Source organism: Nocardia sp. CDC159, from assembly GCF_023740735.1.
GTDB lineage: Bacteria > Actinomycetota > Actinomycetes > Mycobacteriales > Mycobacteriaceae > Nocardia > Nocardia pulmonis.
This window is the reverse complement of the sequence record NZ_JAMRXH010000017.1, coordinates 38,100-56,230: the sequence shown is the minus strand read 5'-3', so window position 1 is coordinate 56,230 and position 18,131 is coordinate 38,100. Positions and strand designations below refer to the sequence as shown.

Genomic DNA, 18,131 nt, shown 5'->3' with positions numbered 1-18,131 from the left:
TTTCAGGGGTCAGGGCAATCGGAAGATTCAGGGCCAGAAGGCGGGGGTTGCGGCGCGGTAGGCAGTCGGCTGCAGCGCCAGGAAGCGAGAAGCCGCGACACCAGAAAGCAGGAGCCGCCGGACCACTCGGGTGGTGTCCCACCGGCCGCCGTGCGGTACGGGTGCGGCGGCCGGTGGGGTTGCGGTTACCTGGGGACCTCGGATTGGGCGCCGACGCCGCTGACCATGCTGCGGACCTGGCGGGCCGCTACCGAGAGGGTGGCCAGGTCGTGGGTGCCGGACTCGAACAGCTCCGAGAGGGCGGCGCGGGCGCGGCCCAGGCGGGACTGGTTCTTGGACTCCCAGTAGGCGATCTTCTCCTCGGCGGTCTCCTCCGGATCGCCAGCGGAGAGCACGTCCAGGGTGAGCGAGCGCAGCGAGGCGTACATATCGTCGCGCAGCGCCAGCCTTGCCAGAGCGTGCCAGCGGTCCCCGCGTTCGAGGTGGCTGACCGCCTGCAGCAACCAGTCGATCTTGAGATGCTCGTTGAGCGCGTAGTACAGCGCGCCCACCTCTTCGCCGCCGCGTTCGGTGATATCGGCGATATCAATGACGTCCAGCAGCGGGAACAGGTTGAGCAGGCCGAATACCTCGGACGCCAGATCCTGCGGCGCACCCCGGCCGATCAGCTTCGTCGACTGTTCCTCGAGGGTGTCGATGTGGTGGCCGCGCAGCCAACCCGGCACCTTCGGCGCGAGCTCGCGCACCTTGCCCGCGTAGCGATGGATCTCCGCGCCGACCGCGATCGGCTGCGGCCGGTTGCTCAGCAACCACCGCGAGGCGCGATCGAGAGTGCGCTTGGTCTCCAGTTCCAGTTCGTCCTTCACCGCGGTGGCGGCATCGGCGGCCCGGATGCGGCTCCAGATCGAATGCAGGTCGAAGATCTTGCTGGCCGCGGCGAAGGCGCGCATGGCGTCCCCGGCCGTGGCGCCGATCTCCTCGGACAGTCGGAACGCATAGGTGATGCCGCCCAGATCGACCATCTCGTTGACCATCATCGTGGTCACGATCTCTCGGCGCAGCCGGTGCTTCTTGATCGCCGCGCCGAACCGCTCCCGCAGCGGGGTCGGGAAGTACTTCGGCAGCCGCGCCGAGAAGTAGGCGCTGTCGGGCAGATCGCCCTCGAGCAGATCCGACTTCAACGACAGCTTCACGTGCGCGAGCAGATTCGCCAACTCCGGCGAGGTGAGCCCGCTCCCCTGCTCGAGCCGCTGCTTCATATCCGCGTCCGAGGGCAGCGCCTCCAGATCACGATCCAGCCCGCGCCGGGATTCCAGCTCCTCGATCAACCGCATGTGCACGTTCAGCATCCGCGGCGCCTCGGTCCGCGACATGCCCATCAGGAAGTTCTGCGACACGTTGTCGAACAACACCATGTTCGCGACCTCGTCGGTCATCGACGCCAGGAGCGGATTGCGTTCCGCGGCAGTCAGTTCCCCGCTCGAGACCACCCCGTCCAACAGGACCTTGATATTGACCTCGTGATCGGAGCAGTCCACGCCCGCGGAGTTGTCCAGCGCGTCGGTGTTGCACTTACCGCCGTTGCGGCAGAACTCGATGCGGCCGAGTGCGGTCACGCCCAGGTTGCCGCCCTCACCGATCACCTTGACCCGCAACTCGTTCGCGTTCACTCGCACCGCGTCGTTGGACTTGTCCCCGACCTCGGCATGCGATTCGGTCGACGCCTTGATGTAGGTGCCGATACCGCCGTTCCACAGCAACTGCACCGGCGACAGCAGGATCGCCCGAATGAGCTCCGGTGGCGACAACACCGTCACGTCGTCGGCCAACCCGAGTGCCGCCCGCGCCTGCGGACTGATCGGAATCGCCTTCACCGTGCGGTCCCACACGCCACCACCCTCGCTGATCAACGAGGTGTCGTAGTCGGCCCACGACGACCGCGGCAGCGCGAACATCCGCTGCCGCTCCCGGAACGACCGCGCCGCATCGGGATTCGGGTCCAGGAAGATGTGGCGGTGGTCGAACGCGGCCACCAGCCGGATGTGCTCCGACAGCAGCATCCCGTTGCCGAACACGTCACCGGACATATCACCCACACCCACGACCGTGAAGTCCTGGGTTTGGGTATCGATATCCATCTCGGCGAAGTGCCGCTTCACGCTCTCCCACGCGCCCTTGGCCGTGATGCCCATCGCCTTGTGGTCATAACCCGCCGAACCACCCGAGGCGAACGCGTCCCCGAGCCAGAATCCGTAGGACTGCGCGACCTCGTTGGCGATATCGGAGAACGTCGCGGTCCCCTTGTCGGCGGCCACCACCAGATACGTGTCGTCACCGTCGCGGCGCACGACGCGCTCCGGCGGCACCACCTTGCCCGTGGCGTGATCGACGTTGTCGGTCACATCCAACAGGCCCGAGATGAACGTCCGATAGCAGGCCACGCCCTCGGCCTGCAGCGCCTGGCGATCCGCGGCCGGATCCCCCGTCGCGGCGGGCGGCCGCTTCACCACGAATCCGCCCTTCGCCCCCACCGGCACGATCACCGCGTTCTTCACCGCCTGCGCCTTCACCAGGCCCAGAATCTCGGTGCGGAAATCCTCCAGCCGATCCGACCAGCGCAATCCGCCGCGCGCCACCGGGCCGAACCGCAGATGCACACCCTCCACCCGCGGCGAGTACACGAAGATCTCGAATTGCGGCCGCGGCTTGGGCAATTCGGCGATCTCACGCGGCTCCACCTTGATCGACAGGTAACCCCGCGGCCGCCCCTGGCCGTCGACCCGATAGAAATTGGTCCGCAGCGACGCCTTCAACAGGCCCAGGATCGCCCGCAGAATGCGGTCGGCATCGAGGCTGACAACCTCGTTGATCCGCTCCCGGACCGCCGTCTCGAGTTCGCCCGCTCGCTCCGGTGAGACCGTATCGGGATCGAACAGCGCCGCGAACAGCTCCACGAACAACCGCGCGATATCGGGCGAGGCCAGCAGCACCCGCGCGATATTGGCCTGGCTGTAGGGAAAATCGGCCTGCTGCAGATACTTCGAGTAGGCGCGCAGAATCGACACCGAGCGCCAGTGCAGCCCCGCCCGCAGCACCAGCTCGTTGAGCGGATCGGCCTCGGCGCGCTCGTACCAGAGGGCGTCGAACGCCTCGGTGAACCGATCCCGCAGACCGCGCTCCTGGGCGTCGAGCACGTCCAGCCGATCGGTGGTCTCCACCAGCTCGGCATCCATATTGCGGTCCAACGCCTTACGCAGCAGATCCGGCCGCGCCTGCAGGCCGAAGTCGTAGATCCAGGCCTCGCGGCCGTCCTCGAACTCCAGCTGATAGGGCCGTTCGTCGACGACCTCCACGCCGAGGCTCTGCAGCAGCGGCAGCACCTGGCTCAGCGAGATGCCCGCGCCGATGTAGAGCGTGAAACGCCATGAGCCCGGGTCGGATTCGGGTCGCCGGTACAGATGCTGATCGATCCGCCCGGCCGGGAGCCGCTCCAACCGGAGGATGTCGGCCAGCGCCCGGCTGGGCTCGAAATCCTCCTTGTAGGCGTCCGGCAGCGCGGCCGAATAGCGCTGTACCACGGCCGGATCCAGCACCGACGAGGTGGCAACCTCGTCGCGCAGATGGTCGTCCCAGGTGCGGCTGGCCTCGGTCAGCAGCGCCTGGATCCGCAACCGGTTGGCCTCCGAGGTATCCACCTTGGTGCCCGGCTCGGGCAACCGAACGGTGAAATACACACTGGCGAGCTCGCTTTCGGACACCCGGGCCGAGTAGTCGATCGAGACGCCGCCCAGCTCGCGCACCAGGATGTCTTGCATCTCCAGCCGCACCCGGGTGGTGTAGCGGTCACGCGGCAGGTAGACCATGCAGGCCACGAAGCGGCCGTAGGAATCCGAGCGCAGGAACAGCCGCACCTGTCGGCGCATGCCGACGTTGAGCACCGCGCTGGCCGTGCGCCGCATGGTCTCGGTGTCGGAAGAGAACAGCTCGGTGCGCGGGAACGACTGGATCGCCTCGAGCATCGCCTGCCCGGAGAAGGAGTCCAGATCGAAACCGCTCTGCTCGATCACCGCGCGCACCCGCCGCTCGATGACGGGGATGTCGAGCACGTTCTCGTGCATGGCGGCCACGGTGAACACGCCGATGAACAGGTGTTCCCCGGTGATCGCGCCAGCGGCGTCGAATTCGGCGACGCCGATGAAGTACGGATACACCGAGCGGTGCACGGTGGCCGGGACCAGGCCCTGGGTCAGCATCAGCAGCGGTCGGTTGCCGCCGTTGACCGGCACCAGGAAATCGGTGCCCACATTGGGCCGCAGCACACCGAGGCAACTGCCCGGTACGACAACGGATTTCGTCTTCCCGCCCTCGGCCGCGGCGCGCTGGTAGCGCGCGTAGCCGAGCACCGTGAAATGCCCGTCGGCCAGCCACCGCAGCAGGTTGGCGCAGTCGACCAGATCGGTGCCGCTGAACGGCGGGGTGTCCTCCTTCGCCGCCGCGTCGAGCGCGTCGGCGAGCTGGTCCTGCACCGCGCGCATGGCCTCGGTATCGCCGATGACCTGCCGCACGTCGGTGAGCACGTCGGGAATCGCGGCCTCGATCCGCTGCAGCAGCTCCGGACTGGTGGACGGGTGCAGCTGCACATGCATCCACGATTCGCGCAGGCCCGTGACGCCGTTGCCGTCCACCTCGTGCGGGGCGGCGGATTCCAGCCGACCCTCGTCGTCGCGCCGCACCTCGAAGATCGGGTGGATGATCTCGCTGACGCTGACGCCGATGCGGCTCAGCGAGGAGGTCACCGATTCCACCAGCAGCGGCATGTCGTCGGTGACCATCTGAACCGCGGCACCCAGCCCGGAGCCGTCGTCGGGGTGGTACACCCGCACGCGGGCCGTCCCCGGTGGGCGCTGCATGCCCAGTTCGATGTGCCTGCGGAAGATCTGCAGCGAGCTTCCGCTGATCGCGTCGACGTCGCCGGCGTCCACGTGGCGGAAGTATGCCTCCTCGAGGGTGGCGAGCTCACCGCGCAACTGCTCCGGCAACCCCGCGACCCACGCCGCGCTGGACAATTCGGACGAGACCGTCATTTTCTTCGCCAACTCCCTCGGATTCGGTTCCGTAACAGTGACGCCGGGGTCGAGAGTAGCTGGGTGTTGGAGCAGCCGGGAGGGATTCCTCCCAAAGCCACGGCAAAGTCCGAACGCCCGCACGGTTACTCGGGTACGAATTCACCCACGTACCAGCAGAACACGCTGGTGGTACGCGTAGGACGTTGCGCCAACGATCAATTGACGCCCGACCGCAATGGCCGGATCACGCTATTCGCCTGTGAGTAACCGAGCAGTAGCCAGCTCCTTGCTCTTCCGCGCGCGGGTACGCCTCTGTCATCAGATGCGTACCCGCTGACGGAGAATCAATCGCGGGTGAGCTTGCGATGGGTGACCCGGTGCGGGCGCGCCGCATCCGGTCCCAGCCGCTCGATCTTGTTGGCCTCGTAGGCCTCGAAGTTGCCCTCGAACCAGAACCACTTGGCCGGGTTGGTGTCGTCGCCCTCCCAGGCCAGGATGTGGGTACAGGTGCGGTCGAGGAACCAGCGGTCGTGGGAGATGACCACGGCGCAGCCGGGGAACTTCTCCAGCGCGTTCTCCAGCGAGCCCAGGGTCTCCACGTCGAGGTCGTTGGTCGGCTCGTCGAGCAGGATCAGGTTGCCGCCCTGCTTGAGCGTGAGCGCCAGGTTCAACCGGTTGCGCTCACCGCCGGACAGCACGCCCGCGGGCTTCTGCTGGTCCGGGCCCTTGAAGCCGAACGCCGAAACATATGCGCGCGAGGGCATTTCCTGGCTGCCGACCTCGATGTAGTCCAGCCCGTCGGAGACCACCTGCCACACCGTCTTGTTCGGATCGATGCCCGCGCGGTTCTGGTCGACGTAGCTGAGCTTCACCGTGTCGCCGACGCGTACGGTGCCGCTGTCGGCCTGCTCGAGGCCGACGATGGTCTTGAACAGCGTGGTCTTACCGACGCCGTTGGGGCCGATGACACCGACGATGCCGTTGCGCGGCAAGCTGAACGACAGATCCTTGATCAGCTGCCGATCGCCGAAGCCCTTGTCCAGATGCTCGACCTCGACGACCACATTGCCCAGGCGCGGACCGGCCGGGATCTGGATCTCCTCGAAGTCCAGCTTGCGCATCTGCTCGGCCTCGGCCGCCATCTCCTCGTAGCGCTGCAGACGGGCCTTGTTCTTGGCCTGACGCGCCTTGGCGCCCGAGCGGACCCACGCCAACTCGTCCTTGAGCCGCTTCTGCAGCTTCTGGTCCTTCTTGCCCTGCACCTCGAGGCGCTCGGCCTTCTTCTCCAGGTAGGTGGAGTAGTTGCCCTCGTACGGATAGGCGCGGCCGCGGTCGAGCTCGAGGATCCAGCCCGCGACATTGTCCAGGAAGTACCGGTCGTGGGTGACGGCCAGCACCGCGCCCTGGTACTGGGCCAGATGCTGCTCGAGCCAGAGCACGCTCTCGGCGTCGAGGTGGTTGGTGGGCTCGTCGAGCAGCAGCAGGTCGGGCTTGCTCAGCAGCAGCTTGCACAGCGCGACCCGGCGGCGCTCACCACCGGAGAGCTGGGTGACCGGTTCGTCCGGCGGCGGGCAGCGCAGCGCGTCCATCGCCTGCTCTAGCTGGGAATCCAGGTCCCAGGCGTCGGCGTGATCGAGCTCCTCCTGCAGCTTGCCCATCTCCTCCATGAGCTCGTCGGAGTAGTCGGTGGCCATGAGCTCGGCGATCTCGTTGAAACGGTCCAGCTTGACCTTGATCTCGCCGAGGCCCTCCTCCACGTTGCCGCGGACGGTCTTCTCCTCGTTGAGCGGCGGCTCCTGCTGCAGGATGCCGACGGTCGCGCCGGGCGCGAGCCACGCCTCACCGTTGTTGGGCTGGTCCAGTCCGGCCATGATCTTCAGCACGCTCGACTTACCGGCGCCGTTCGGACCGACGACGCCGATCTTGGCGCCGGGGAGGAAGTTCAGGTACACGTCGTCGAGCACGACCTTGTCGCCGTGTGCCTTCCGAACTTTCCTCATCTGATAGATGAACTCAGCCATGTACGAAATCCTATTCTGCGACGCGCAGCGTCTCCGTCGCGGGCGGTGGCGGGGACGAGGCGGGCCTATCGGTCGGTAGTTGTCTGATTCCGCCCGGACGGATCAGGCCGTCCGGAGGTCGTCGCGGGGCGCCTCGACACTATCGAAGGCCCCGGATTCGGCGCGCGGCCGCTCCTGCGGCCCGTCGTCCACCTGATCGACAACGGCCGGGCCGATCGGGAAGTTCCCCGGCCCGTGCCGCGTCACCGCCGCGGTACAGCGCGCCAGATCCGGTCCCACCGCGCTGGCGCGCAGCTCGAGATCGCGCCGCTGCACACCCTCGCGGGTGCGGTACTCGGTCGTGCGCAGCTGCCCGTAGGCGATGACCGGGTCGCCGCGCCGGATCGAGGCGTCGACCCCCTCGACCAGCCGCCGCCAGCAGTTCACGGTGAGGAAGAGGGTGCCGCTGTCGACCCAGTCCCCGGCTTCGCGGTCGTAGCGGCGGGAATTACTCGCCATCCGGAACGTCACCACCTGTTCCCCGCCGGGCAGGCTGCGCCGCACCGGATGGGTGACGACATTGCCGATGACGGCCATCGTTGTCTCGTACATGGTTCCACCCCTTGACTTTCCGACTTGTCGACGTTGTGATCCCCGAGCCCCAACCCCTCGGCCCGAGGGCATGGCTCCAGCCTCCCCTCCCGCCGCCGCCCGCGAAAGATCGAAATCGAATTTGTGGATAAGTTTCCGCTTGTGAATTCCGCCCGTTTCGAATTCGCCCCAGCAGGCCGGTCACCTGCCCCGAAGCCCTTCCGCCCCAACAATTCTTGGCGTCGCGGGCGGCGGGCACCGGTGATACGGTACGGGCCGAGCCGGCGGGCCGAGCCGCCGACCGGGAGGGGACAGCAGACATGCGAATTCCAGATGGCTTGCGGCCGTTGTCTTCAGGCCGCTTGCCGAACTTCCTGATCATCCTGGCCGCGGTCCTGGCCATGGCCACCGCCGGGCCGCCCGAGGCCCGTGCCGCGATGGGCATAGCGGCGCCCGGCATGGCGCTCAACACCGACGACAAGCGGTGCAGTCTGGGCCTGAGCGGGCATATCGGTGACATCCAATACGGCGTCACCGCGGGCCACTGCTTCCAGGGCGGCAAGGCGGTCTTCGCGCACGACGGATTCCGGATGGGGGTCTACGAACAGGGTTTCGGCAGTGACGACACCGTCGAGCAGCTCGGTTTCGCCCTCGTACGCTACGAACCGAACGTCGCCGCGGCGGCAACCCTGCCCGACCGGCTGACGATCACCTCCGCCGAGGCTGTACCGGCCGTCGGCGAGGAGGTCTGCCACATCGGGTCCACGACCGGGACCACCTGCGGCCCGGTGACCGCGGTGCAGAACGGCTACTTCGTCGCCGACTTCCCCTCGGAGAAGGGCGATTCCGGCGGCATCGTCTATCGACGCGGCGGCCCCGGCGCCGCCGACTTCCTCGGCATCCTGATCGGCACCAAGGAGGGCGGCGGCATCGTCGTCGAATCGGCGAGCTATCTGCGCGACACCATCAGCGCGCATACGGGCGGGCGGTTCGAGTGGCGCCTGCCGCCGGTCCCGTAACGCCGGTCACACCGGCATGCCCAGCGCGGAGGCCAGGGTCTGCCCGACCGCGTTGGCGAAGGCCTGCAGCGCACCCGGATCGGCGAACTGGGTCAGCACGTCGCGGTTGCGGCAGCCGTCCGTGGCCGGAATTCCGTTGAGGCGGTCGTTGAGCCACAGGGCGGCGCTCGCGGTGCCGGAGACCGCGGCGATGCCGTGCTCGCTCAACAGGTCTCGGGTGTAGGCCACGCGGGCGGTTCCGGTGGCGCAGTAGGTGTCGTAGAGGCGGTTGACCGAATTGATCGGCATGACCTCGTCCAGCGGTGCCTGGTAGATGTACACCGGCGCGAGGGGAGCGCGTTTGCCGAGTGCGAGATCGTCCATCACCCCCTGCACCTCCGGAGCCCGCAGCGGGTCGCCGGGATAGTCGAACAGGCCCTTGATGTTCACGAACGGGAATCCCGCGAATTGCAGTGCGACGCATTGGTTTTCGTGCAGCACCCGAACGGCCTTGCCGAGCGGATTGAGGTAGCGGTCCACGAACCCGGCCAGCTCGGGATATTCGCGCGCCACCCCGAACAGCCCGCCCAGCACCGCTCCCCCGAAGGTCGAGGTGCCGTTGTTGTAGTCGAGGGCCTCCCGGATGTCGGCCATCAGACCGCCGGTCGCGGAACCGACGAGGTTCAACTCCGGGGCGTAGTCGGGCTGCAGCTCGGCGGCGTGACCGGTGGGGATGGCACCGCCGGAATAACCCCACAGCCCGACCCTGGTGGCCGGGCCGGAAAGCCCTGCGGGCTCGAAGTTCTCGGCCGCTCGGATGCCGTCCAGGGTGATGCGACCGCCGAGCGGCCCGGCCGCCCAGGCCCCGTTCTGCCCCTGATGATCGGGAACGACGACGGCGTGCCCGAGCTGCAGCATGGCCTGCACCTCGACGAATTCCGCTGGGATCACCGGATTGAGCGGATTGGGCAGCGACCCCATCTGCAGCACATACGACGGCGCGCAGTTCATCGACAGCGAGTCCTCGGCGAACTGGAACGACAGCAGCCCACGCAGTCCACTCGCGGGCGGCCGGTGCGGGACGATTACCGTCGCGACGGCCGCAATGGGCTCGCCCCGGGTATTGGTGCTGCGGTAGGACAGCTGCCAAGCTTTGACGTTCAACGGAATCAGCCAGAAATTGGCGAGATTCACCTGCCGCGCCGCGAGGATCTCACCCGGCCGCGCGGTCGCGACCCCGGCCGGGTCGGGGGTGTAGAACGCCGGGTCGAGGTACGGCGGCGCGGGCGGAACGGGAAACGGTAACGGCGGCGCGACCGCAACCGGCTCCGCGAGCGCGACGGGCGTCGCGCCCGGACCTGCGGCCAGGGCCAGACCGGCGGCCAGGGCCAGGGTGGTGTGGGCGAGGACGGTACGGATGCCGTGCGCCGCGGCCATGAGAACTCCTCATCGAATCCCGAGCACGAAGACCGTGCAAACTGAAAAGAGAGCTTTCCCTCTCTAAGTTGCACAGACCGTATGCCACAGGCCGCGACGTGTCAACGGTCACATTCGCGCGGGGCCCTCTGTCCCGGCGTAGGTGGTCAGCAGGTCGTAGACGAACTCCAGCACCGACTCGTCCAGGTCCGGGCGGTCATAGATGGCCCGGACGACCGATTGACCCGAGAACACGTGCAGCACGGTGAAGAACAGCGGCTCGCGCACGTGCTCGGGAAAGCGCCGCATCACCCCCGAGCGCTCCGCCTCGGCCATGATCGCGTCGTAGTACCCGGACGCGGCGGGCGCGATCCGCGCATGCAGCTCCCGATCCGAGCGCGCCGCGATGAAGACCTCACGCAGGGCGACATTCGGCTTGGACTGCTGCGCCTCGCGCATGAACCGCAACGCCACCCGAAGCGCGTCGTCACCGTCGCCGACCTCGGCCAGCAGGGCTCGGAAGGTGGTCAGTTGCCGCGTGACGATCTCCTGCGCGGTCGCGACGATCAAGTCCAAGCGGCCGTCGAACTGGCGGAACATCGCGCCGACCGACAGCCCCGCACGCTCACAGATCTCCTGGATCGTCGTGCGGTGGTAACCGAGCTCGCTGATCGCATCGATCGTCGCGTCGATCAGCTTGGCCACCGTGGCCGCTCGCCGCTCCTGCTGAGTGCGGCGCTTGGGGCGCGAAACCTGGTCCTGGGTCACGTTCCTATCCTGCCTCGCGCGGCGCCGAGGGCCGCGCGCCCACCGCGTTGACACTGTGACCCAGCCCACTTTACATTAAGGAAGCAGCCATTCTCTTTTATATGCGGGCACACGCCGCCACGCAGGAAGCCGGGCAGTCCGATGCGATCTCGACCCTTCACATGCCCGCGGCGGCTGTTCGCCGCGCTCATCGCCCTCATCATCACCTCGTCGTATGCCGTTCTGGCGCAGGCGGATCCGGACGGCGGTGAGTTCGGCAGGGCCTGGGCTGCCAGCTACGCGGCCCCGCCACCGCATCCGAACGTGCACATCGACTGGGACGTCCCCCTGACCATGAGCGACGGAACGATATTGAAGGCCAACGTCTATCGACCCGCGGACGCGGCCGGCCGCCCCGTCGACACCCCGACGCCGACACTGGTGAATCTGACCCCCTACACGAAACTCGCGTCCATGCTGGCGGATTCGGCGCTGTCGATCCCGGTGCTCTCCGATGCGCTGGTGGAGCTGTTCCGCCGCTTCGACCTGTCCGGGACCCCGCTGGACGGCGTCACCGACCTGACGAAGATGCTGGGCGGTGGCCTACCGCGCAACTTCACCGTCGACCGCAACCTCATCCGGTCCGGATACACCCAGGTCGTCGTCGATGTGCGCGGCACCGGCTTCTCCCAGGGCACGATGTCGTTCTTCGGCGCGCGCGAACAGCAGGACACCGTCGAGGTCATCGAGTGGGCGGCGCACCAGCCCTGGTCGGACGGCAATATCGGCATGACGGGGGTGTCGTATTCGGCGGTCAATCAGATCCAGGCCGCGGACGAACAGCCGCCCGCGCTGAAGGCGATCTTCCCCGTCGAGCCCGGCAGCGATCTGATGCGCGACATCCTCGCTCCCGGTGGCGGTTTGAACGTCGCGTTCACCCCTGGCTGGTTGACGGCGGTGAATCTGTCGAAGCTGCTGCCCGACCTGATGGCCGCCGCACAGGGCCGGTTCGACTGGAAGTGGCTGGCCGACCGGGTCGCCAGCCCCTTCACCTTCTTCGACATGCTGATCGCGGCGCTGACCACGCTCGATTCGAGCCGAATGCCCGACAATCTGGTGTCGGTGCTCAGCGAGCCCAGTCCGCTGCGCGACGGCATGCTGGCCGAAGCCGAGCGCATCCGGATTCCGACCTTCGTGGTCGGCGGTTGGCACGATGTGTTCACCAATACCCAACCGTCCATCTACCAGCGCATTCCGCTGCCGCCCGGGCAGAAGCAGCTCCTGATGGGCGATACGTACCACCTCAATCCGGGCATCGATTTCGGGAAGCCGGGCCGTCCGCCGCGCCTGGACGTCCTGCAGCGCGCCTGGTTCGACCGGTGGCTCAAGGGAATCGACAATGGCATCGACACCTTCGGCCCGATCACGAGCGAACAGCTCGGCGGCGGCTGGACCAGCACCGACCGCTACCCGCGTGCGGGGGTCGAATACCGGCGGATGTATTTGAACGGAGCGCCGAGCGGCACGACCGCCACCAGCGTCCACGACGGCACCCTCACACCCGCGAACACGACCGCGCCGCAACGATTGACGATCGGGCCCGGCATCACGAGCATCTGTTCCAACGACACGGCCGTGGGCACCGCGGGCCTGACCGTGCTGCTGTCCGGATGCACGAACGATGCCCGGCCGCAGGAGCTCAACGGCCTGACCTTCACCAGCACACCCGTCGCGGAGCCGACCCTGATCTCCGGACCGGTCAACGTCCATCTCAACACCGTGCTCGACACCATCGACGGCTACTGGAGCGCCACCCTCAACGACGTTGCCCCCGACGGGCGTTCGACCGTACTGGCCACCGGGCAGCTCACCGCGTCGCTGCGCGCGCTGGACCCGGCCAAGAGCGAGCGCTCCGCCAACGGCGATCTGACCGTGCCCTATCCGAAACTCACCTTCGAGAGCCGACAGCCGCTGACCCCCGGCGCACCGACCGTGCTCGACATCGGGCTGACCCCCACCGACGCCGTCCTCCAGCCGGGACACCGGCTGCGTGTCGACGTGTACGCGAGCAACTTTCCCAAGGGTATGGCCCTCATGCCCATCCTCGTCGACAGCCGCCTCGCGCCCCAGCACCTCGAGCTGAACCCGGACCAGCCGAGCTTCGTCAACGTTCCGATCGGCGGGTCGGGGTGGTGACCCGCGGACCTCGAGTTTAGGCAACCTAACAAAAATTCCCGTTGGCGGCGGACCAGCCTCGATTCGCTGTACTGTCGGGTGTGGCCTCCGAAGTGATCGCGAAGACGAACCATCCGGGCGGACCCGCAATCACCCGGCGATCGACTGCGGATCGGATGCGGGCATGGCTCGTGTCAACGTTGTCGGCGCTCCCGTCCGCGCTGCTGATGACCCTGTTGCTCTACGGACTCGGACTGCTGCTCGGCGTGGCGACTCCGGGCGCGTTGCCCGCGGCGTGGTTTCTGCTGTGCGCGCTGTGGGGCGGACTGTGTTTCGCGGGTGCGGCGGGCCGATGGCCGCTGCATCTGTTCGGCCTACGCAGGCCGGTCGGTGCGGAACGGCACGCGCTGTTCACGGCCTGGGACAACGTGACTCGCGCGGCCGGAATGCGCGCCGCCGACTACACCCTGTGGCTGCAGGAATCCGATCGGGATTTCGCGGTGCCCGACCGCATGATCACCGCACCCGCCGACGCGCTGCCGCGGCTGCGCCCCCGGGAGTTGGAGGCGGTGCTGGCACATCAGATCGGTCAGCGGGCGCAGGGGCGGGCGGCGCTGTGGCAGTTGGTGTTCCGCTACTACAACTTCCCGCTGGTCGCGGTCGAGAACGCGCTGCTGCCGGGACCGCGCGCGGTGGGCGATGCCATCGCGCAGCGATTGCCCGCGCGCTGCGCGCGGATCTTCTCCGCCGCCTGGACCGTGCTCAGCCGGGTGCTCGTGGCGTGTCCGACGGTCGCGGCGGCCACGGTGATCGTCGGCCTGCTGCCCGCGCTGTTGCTGCGGCTGCTCCCCGAACTCGCGGCCTGGGCGCTGGCGCCGCTGCTCGAGCGGGCCGAATACCGTGCCGACCGGACGGCGGTGGATCTGGGATACGGGCGCGAACTCTGCGGTGTCCTGAGCAATCTCGAGGTGGGGACGCCCGCGACCGCCCGCCCGGCATCGCTGTCGGTCTCGCCGTTCCTGCCGAAGATCACGCCGGACAAGCGGATTCGGCGCATCCGCGATCGGCTCGACGAGCTGGCGCGGCAGTTCCCGCCCGGATCGGCGCCGCGGTTCGCGACCCCGGTGCGCCATCACCGGCCGGTTCCTACAGCGTCGTCGGGTCCGTATTCGCCCCGCACAGCACCACGACCGGCCGTTCGTCCGGCTCGGGCACATATGCCCCGCTCTGAATGGCCGCCAGTGCGGTCGCGCCCGCCGGTTCGACGATGATCCGGAACTCCCGCCACAGATATTCGCGGGCCATGGCGATCGCGTCGTCGGTCACCAGCACCGAAGCCATCCGGTAGCGCTGGGCGATCTCGAAGGGGATGCGGCCGATCCTGGTGGCGCCCAACGCGTCCGCGGCGATGCTGTTGATGTGGACGTCGACGGCGCGGCCCGCGGCCAGGGCCGAATGCAGGGTCGGCGCGCCCTTGGGTTCCACGCCGACCACCCGGCCGCGGGCACCCAGCGCGGCGGCGATGCCAGCGGCCAGTCCGCCGCCGCCGACCGCCACCAGCACGGGCTGGCGTCCACGCACCTGCTGTTCGATTTCCAGGCCCACCACCCCCGCACCAGCCACCACTGCGGGCAGATCGTAGGCATGCAGCTGGATCGCGCCGCGCTCACCGGTCAGCTCGTCGGCGAAGCGGTACGCCTCGGCGTAGGTGGTTCCGTGCCAAAGCACCTCGGCGCCGTAGGCCCACATGGCCGCGACCTTGGTGTGCGGCGCGGATTCGGGCACCACGACGGTGCAGGGCCGGTTCTCCAGCGCACAGGCCAGGGCCGCCGCGATGCCCGCATTGCCGCCGGAGGCGATCACCACCGGGCGGGTGTCGCCGCGGGACTCGAGCAGCGCGTTGAGACTGCCGCGGACCTTGAAAGTGCCGCCGTGCTGGAGATATTCGAGCTTGAAACTCACCTTGACCGGACCGTGCGGACCGCTGACCTCGGTGTGGAACACCGGCGTCACCCGGGTCCGGCCGCCCAGGCGCAGTTTGGCCGCCCGGACGTCGGAGCGATAGAGCCGCCGCACCTTCCGGGAGGCGGGAGTGTCCGTCACCGCCCGGCCCCCCGGTCTCGCTTGGCCAGCTCGGCGTACATGGCGTTGTGCGCGGCCAGCGCGGCGTCGTGATCGCGATCGGCCGCGCGGTCCAGCCGCTGCGCGAGCCGGGTATCGCTGCGCGACCACTGCACCAGCAGCGCCACCATCACCACCACCAGCGGGATCTCGCCGCTGGCCCAGGCCAGGCTGCCGCCGGTGTGCTGATCGCCGAGCAGATCCGAATTCCAGGACAGACCCAGCGAACGATAGAACCAGCCGCCCATCACGGTGGTCATGCTCATCAGCGCCACACCGAAGAACGCGTGGAACGGCAGCGAGCCGAACACCATGCCGACCCGCGTCAGCGGTTGCACCTGACGGGGTTTGGGATCGATACCCAACACGACCCAGTAGAACAGGTAGCCCGACACCAGAAAGTGCAGATTCATCGCCAGATGCGCGCCGTGCTCGTCCACCACCCGGTCGAAGATGCCGCCCAGATACAGCGCGTAGAACCCGGCGATGAACACCGCCGACGCGATCACCGGCTGGGTCAGCAAGCGCGACACCGGATTGTGCACGGCGGCCAAGATCCATTCCCGCGGCCCGGGCGGCGCCTCGCGTCCCGCCGCGGGCAGCGCGCGCAGCGCCAGCAGCACCGGGCCGCCGAGCGCGAACAGGATCGGGGCCAGCATCGACAGCAGCATGTGCTGGGCCATGTGCACGCTGAACATCGCCGGGGCGTAGCGACCCACACCGGAACTGGTCGCGATCAACATCACCGCACAACCGCACAGCCACGCCGCCGTGCGACCGATCGGCCAGGCGTCTCCGCGACCCCGTAGTCGGCGCACCCCGGCCACATACAACACCGCGAGCACGACAGACAGCGTTCCGAAGATCAGATCGAAGCGCCAGTCGAACAGGATGCGCGCCACGGTCGGCGGTCCCGCGAGGTCGTAGCCCAGTTCCACCTCGGCGGGCGAGGGCACCCGGCGCAGCTCCGGCGGCGGGGTGCGCCCGAGGCCCACGGCCAGGCCCACGGTCGCGGCGAACACCAGCGCCTCCACCCCGGCGTAGCGGATCAGCGCGGCCCGGTCCCGCGAGTCGGCCGCCAAGGCGGGAATCGCCTTGCGCCGCTGCACGAATCCGATCACACCCAGCACGCACAGCGCCACCGCCTTGGCCACGACCAACCGGCCGTAGGTGGTGGTGAAAAGATCACCCCACGGCACCCGCACCCACGCGTTGAGCACACCGCTCACCGCGACCACCGCGAACGCACCGGCCGCCACCAGCGAGAAGCGGCTCGCCGCCAGCGCGGTGTGCCGCCCGCCGCGCACCGCGTGCGCCAGCACCGCGAACAGCCCGCCGACCCACACCGCCATCGCGACCAGATGCAGGATCAGGCTGTTGGTCGCGATGTCGTGCGCACCACCGGAGGACGAATGACCGGTCAGCGCGACCGGCAGCAGGCACAACACCGACCAGCCGAACAACACCGGAGTCCAGCCCCAGCGCAACGCCAACCGGCAACCGATGGCCAGAACGACGGCCATGAAAGCCGTTGCCCGCCAGGAACCCGCGACCTCCACCTTGCCGATCGCCTGCCAAACCTGTTCCGGCCGAAGGATGCTGCCCACCGGTTGCCCGGTGGTGTCCGACAGCGTCAGCGGCACCAGCAGCACGGCCGCGACCGCCCATACCAACGCCGCGATCCCCGCGCGCCGCAGCGCCCGATAGCCGCCGAGGTCGAGCAGTCCGTCGCTCTGCGGCGGGGTGAGGAACGCGGCGAACAGCAGCGACCCGATCGCCAACGCTCCCGACAGGTCGGCGATCGCCCGCACCGCGGGCAGGCCGTAGGTGGTCAGCGGTCCCGGATCCGGGATGCCGAGCAACGTCAGCGCCCGCGCCGCCGACAGTCCGACCACCAGCGGCGCGACCAGCGCCGCGACCGCGATCGCGACGGCGGTCAGCACCGGGAACATCGCCGCGGACTCCGACCGGATGGCCTGGCTTTCAGACTCGACGGACGGGTCCTGCGGTGACGACATGGGTTTCAGCCTAGTTCGGCCGGACCACCCCCGACGGCCCGCCCTGACCGTCATCGCCGCTCCTGTCGGGTGGATCACAGGGCGTGTCGGTTGCTCGACGGGAGCCAGGACTGAGCTGGACGGTCGCTATAATCAACTCGCTGGACACCGTGCCGCGAACGCGGCATGGTGTGTGGTGCCTGCTTTGCCTCCGTAGCTCAGTTGGATAGAGCAAGGGCCTTCTAATCCCTAGGTCGCAGGTTCGATTCCTGCCGGGGGCGCTCGACGTGTCACCAGCGACAACGCTGGTGACTAACCCTTACCCTTCGCACGCCACGCTCAAACAAGAAGGGATTTTCCCGTTCGGGCGACATCGGCCGGGCCGCGGTGGATCATCGCCCGTCGCACGCTCGCGCGGCCGCTGTCATGGCATCCCTCCTCCCCCCGGCATCCGCCAGTGCGCTGGGGCAACGCTCTGCCCGTGCTGAAATGGAGCGGAGCTGGCCGAGGCGCTGGCGGCGAAGCTGGTCGACGGCCTGGGCCGTCTGATCCCATCCCGTTGTCGCTCAGGCGGTAGGCCATTCAGCGTCGCGTACAGATTCTCCGGTGCATCAGGAAGTGCAGGGCGAATCCGAGTGTGCCCGCGGTCGTCTCCTGCCCGGCGAGCAGGAAGGATACGACCTGGTAGGCGATGTTCTCGGCGGGCAGCGTCGCACCGGTGTCCGGATCGACGGTGGTCAGCATCAGATCGAGCAGGTCCTTGGGACCGGTGCTGCGCGAGTTCTGTTCCGGTCACCACGACCAACCGGTAGTCGCTACCGAACATCAACTCGTAGATCGGTCCGAGTTCGCGCGCGAGCTCGGACTCGCTCTGCGTCGGGCGGGCAGGATCGATGGCCTTGGCATCACCGAACAGGGGGTCGCGATGTTTGGGATGCGGAAGCGCCAGAGTAGGACTGGAAGCACCGGTGATGGCGATCGGTCTGCCTCGAGCCCTGGGAAAGTGTTCGGTCGTTGAGA

Annotated in this window: 9 protein-coding genes, 1 tRNA gene and 1 pseudogene; 3 read left to right on the top strand and 8 right to left on the bottom strand. The window is 68.1% G+C overall.

The annotated features are described in order from the left end of the window. Positions 1-185 precede the first annotated feature (185 nt). The 3 genes from NDR87_RS29495 to ssb all read right to left on the bottom strand — a co-directional run bounded on the left by NDR87_RS29495 (position 186) and on the right by ssb (position 7,678). A complete protein-coding gene (locus NDR87_RS29495; protein WP_251917014.1) occupies positions 186-5,084 on the bottom strand; it encodes an NAD-glutamate dehydrogenase in 4,899 nt (1,632 codons plus the stop codon). 326 nt (positions 5,085-5,410) lie between these two features. Further along, positions 5,411-7,087 (bottom strand): energy-dependent translational throttle protein EttA, encoded by a 1,677-nt coding sequence (ettA, locus tag NDR87_RS29490; protein ID WP_251917016.1) that lies wholly within the window; start codon positions 7,085-7,087, stop codon positions 5,411-5,413. A gap of 102 nt (positions 7,088-7,189) precedes the next feature. Then, a complete protein-coding gene (gene ssb / locus NDR87_RS29485; protein ID WP_251917018.1) occupies positions 7,190-7,678 on the bottom strand; it encodes a single-stranded DNA-binding protein in 489 nt (162 codons plus the stop codon). 299 nt (positions 7,679-7,977) lie between these two features. Here ssb and NDR87_RS29480 point away from each other — a divergent pair, with 299 nt between their 5' ends. Continuing rightward, positions 7,978-8,676 (top strand): S1 family peptidase, encoded by a 699-nt coding sequence (locus tag NDR87_RS29480; protein WP_251917021.1) that lies wholly within the window; start codon positions 7,978-7,980, stop codon positions 8,674-8,676. 6 nt (positions 8,677-8,682) lie between these two features. Here NDR87_RS29480 and NDR87_RS29475 read toward each other — a convergent pair whose 3' ends face one another. Next, a complete protein-coding gene (locus NDR87_RS29475) occupies positions 8,683-10,092 on the bottom strand; it encodes a lipase family protein (protein ID WP_251917023.1) in 1,410 nt (469 codons plus the stop codon). A 108-nt stretch (positions 10,093-10,200) separates the two neighbouring features. After that, the gene (locus NDR87_RS29470; RefSeq protein WP_251917025.1) at positions 10,201-10,839 is read right to left on the bottom strand and encodes a TetR/AcrR family transcriptional regulator; all 639 of its coding nucleotides are present in this window, start codon (positions 10,837-10,839) and stop codon (positions 10,201-10,203) included. A gap of 141 nt (positions 10,840-10,980) precedes the next feature. On the opposite strand from NDR87_RS29470, the gene NDR87_RS29465 reads away from it, so the two are divergent. Then, the gene (locus tag NDR87_RS29465; protein ID WP_251917027.1) at positions 10,981-13,014 is read left to right on the top strand and encodes a CocE/NonD family hydrolase; all 2,034 of its coding nucleotides are present in this window, start codon (positions 10,981-10,983) and stop codon (positions 13,012-13,014) included. 1,125 nt (positions 13,015-14,139) lie between these two features. Here NDR87_RS29465 and NDR87_RS29460 read toward each other — a convergent pair. Both NDR87_RS29460 and NDR87_RS29455 read right to left on the bottom strand, forming a co-directional pair. Continuing rightward, a complete protein-coding gene (locus NDR87_RS29460; protein ID WP_251917029.1) occupies positions 14,140-15,096 on the bottom strand; it encodes a threonine/serine dehydratase in 957 nt (318 codons plus the stop codon). Next, on the bottom strand, positions 15,093-17,132 hold the full coding sequence (locus NDR87_RS29455; RefSeq protein WP_251917031.1) for a cytochrome c oxidase assembly protein: 2,040 nt from the start codon (positions 17,130-17,132) through the stop codon (positions 15,093-15,095). The genes NDR87_RS29460 and NDR87_RS29455 overlap by 4 nt, the downstream gene beginning before the upstream one ends. 186 nt (positions 17,133-17,318) lie before the next feature. On the opposite strand from NDR87_RS29455, the gene NDR87_RS29450 reads away from it, so the two are divergent. Continuing rightward, positions 17,319-17,392: transfer RNA gene (locus NDR87_RS29450), tRNA-Arg, on the top strand. A 301-nt stretch (positions 17,393-17,693) separates the two neighbouring features. Here NDR87_RS29450 and NDR87_RS29445 read toward each other — a convergent pair. Then, positions 17,694-17,876: pseudogene (locus NDR87_RS29445) on the bottom strand (cytochrome P450); the annotation flags it as partial. Positions 17,877-18,131: the final 255 nt, after the last annotated feature.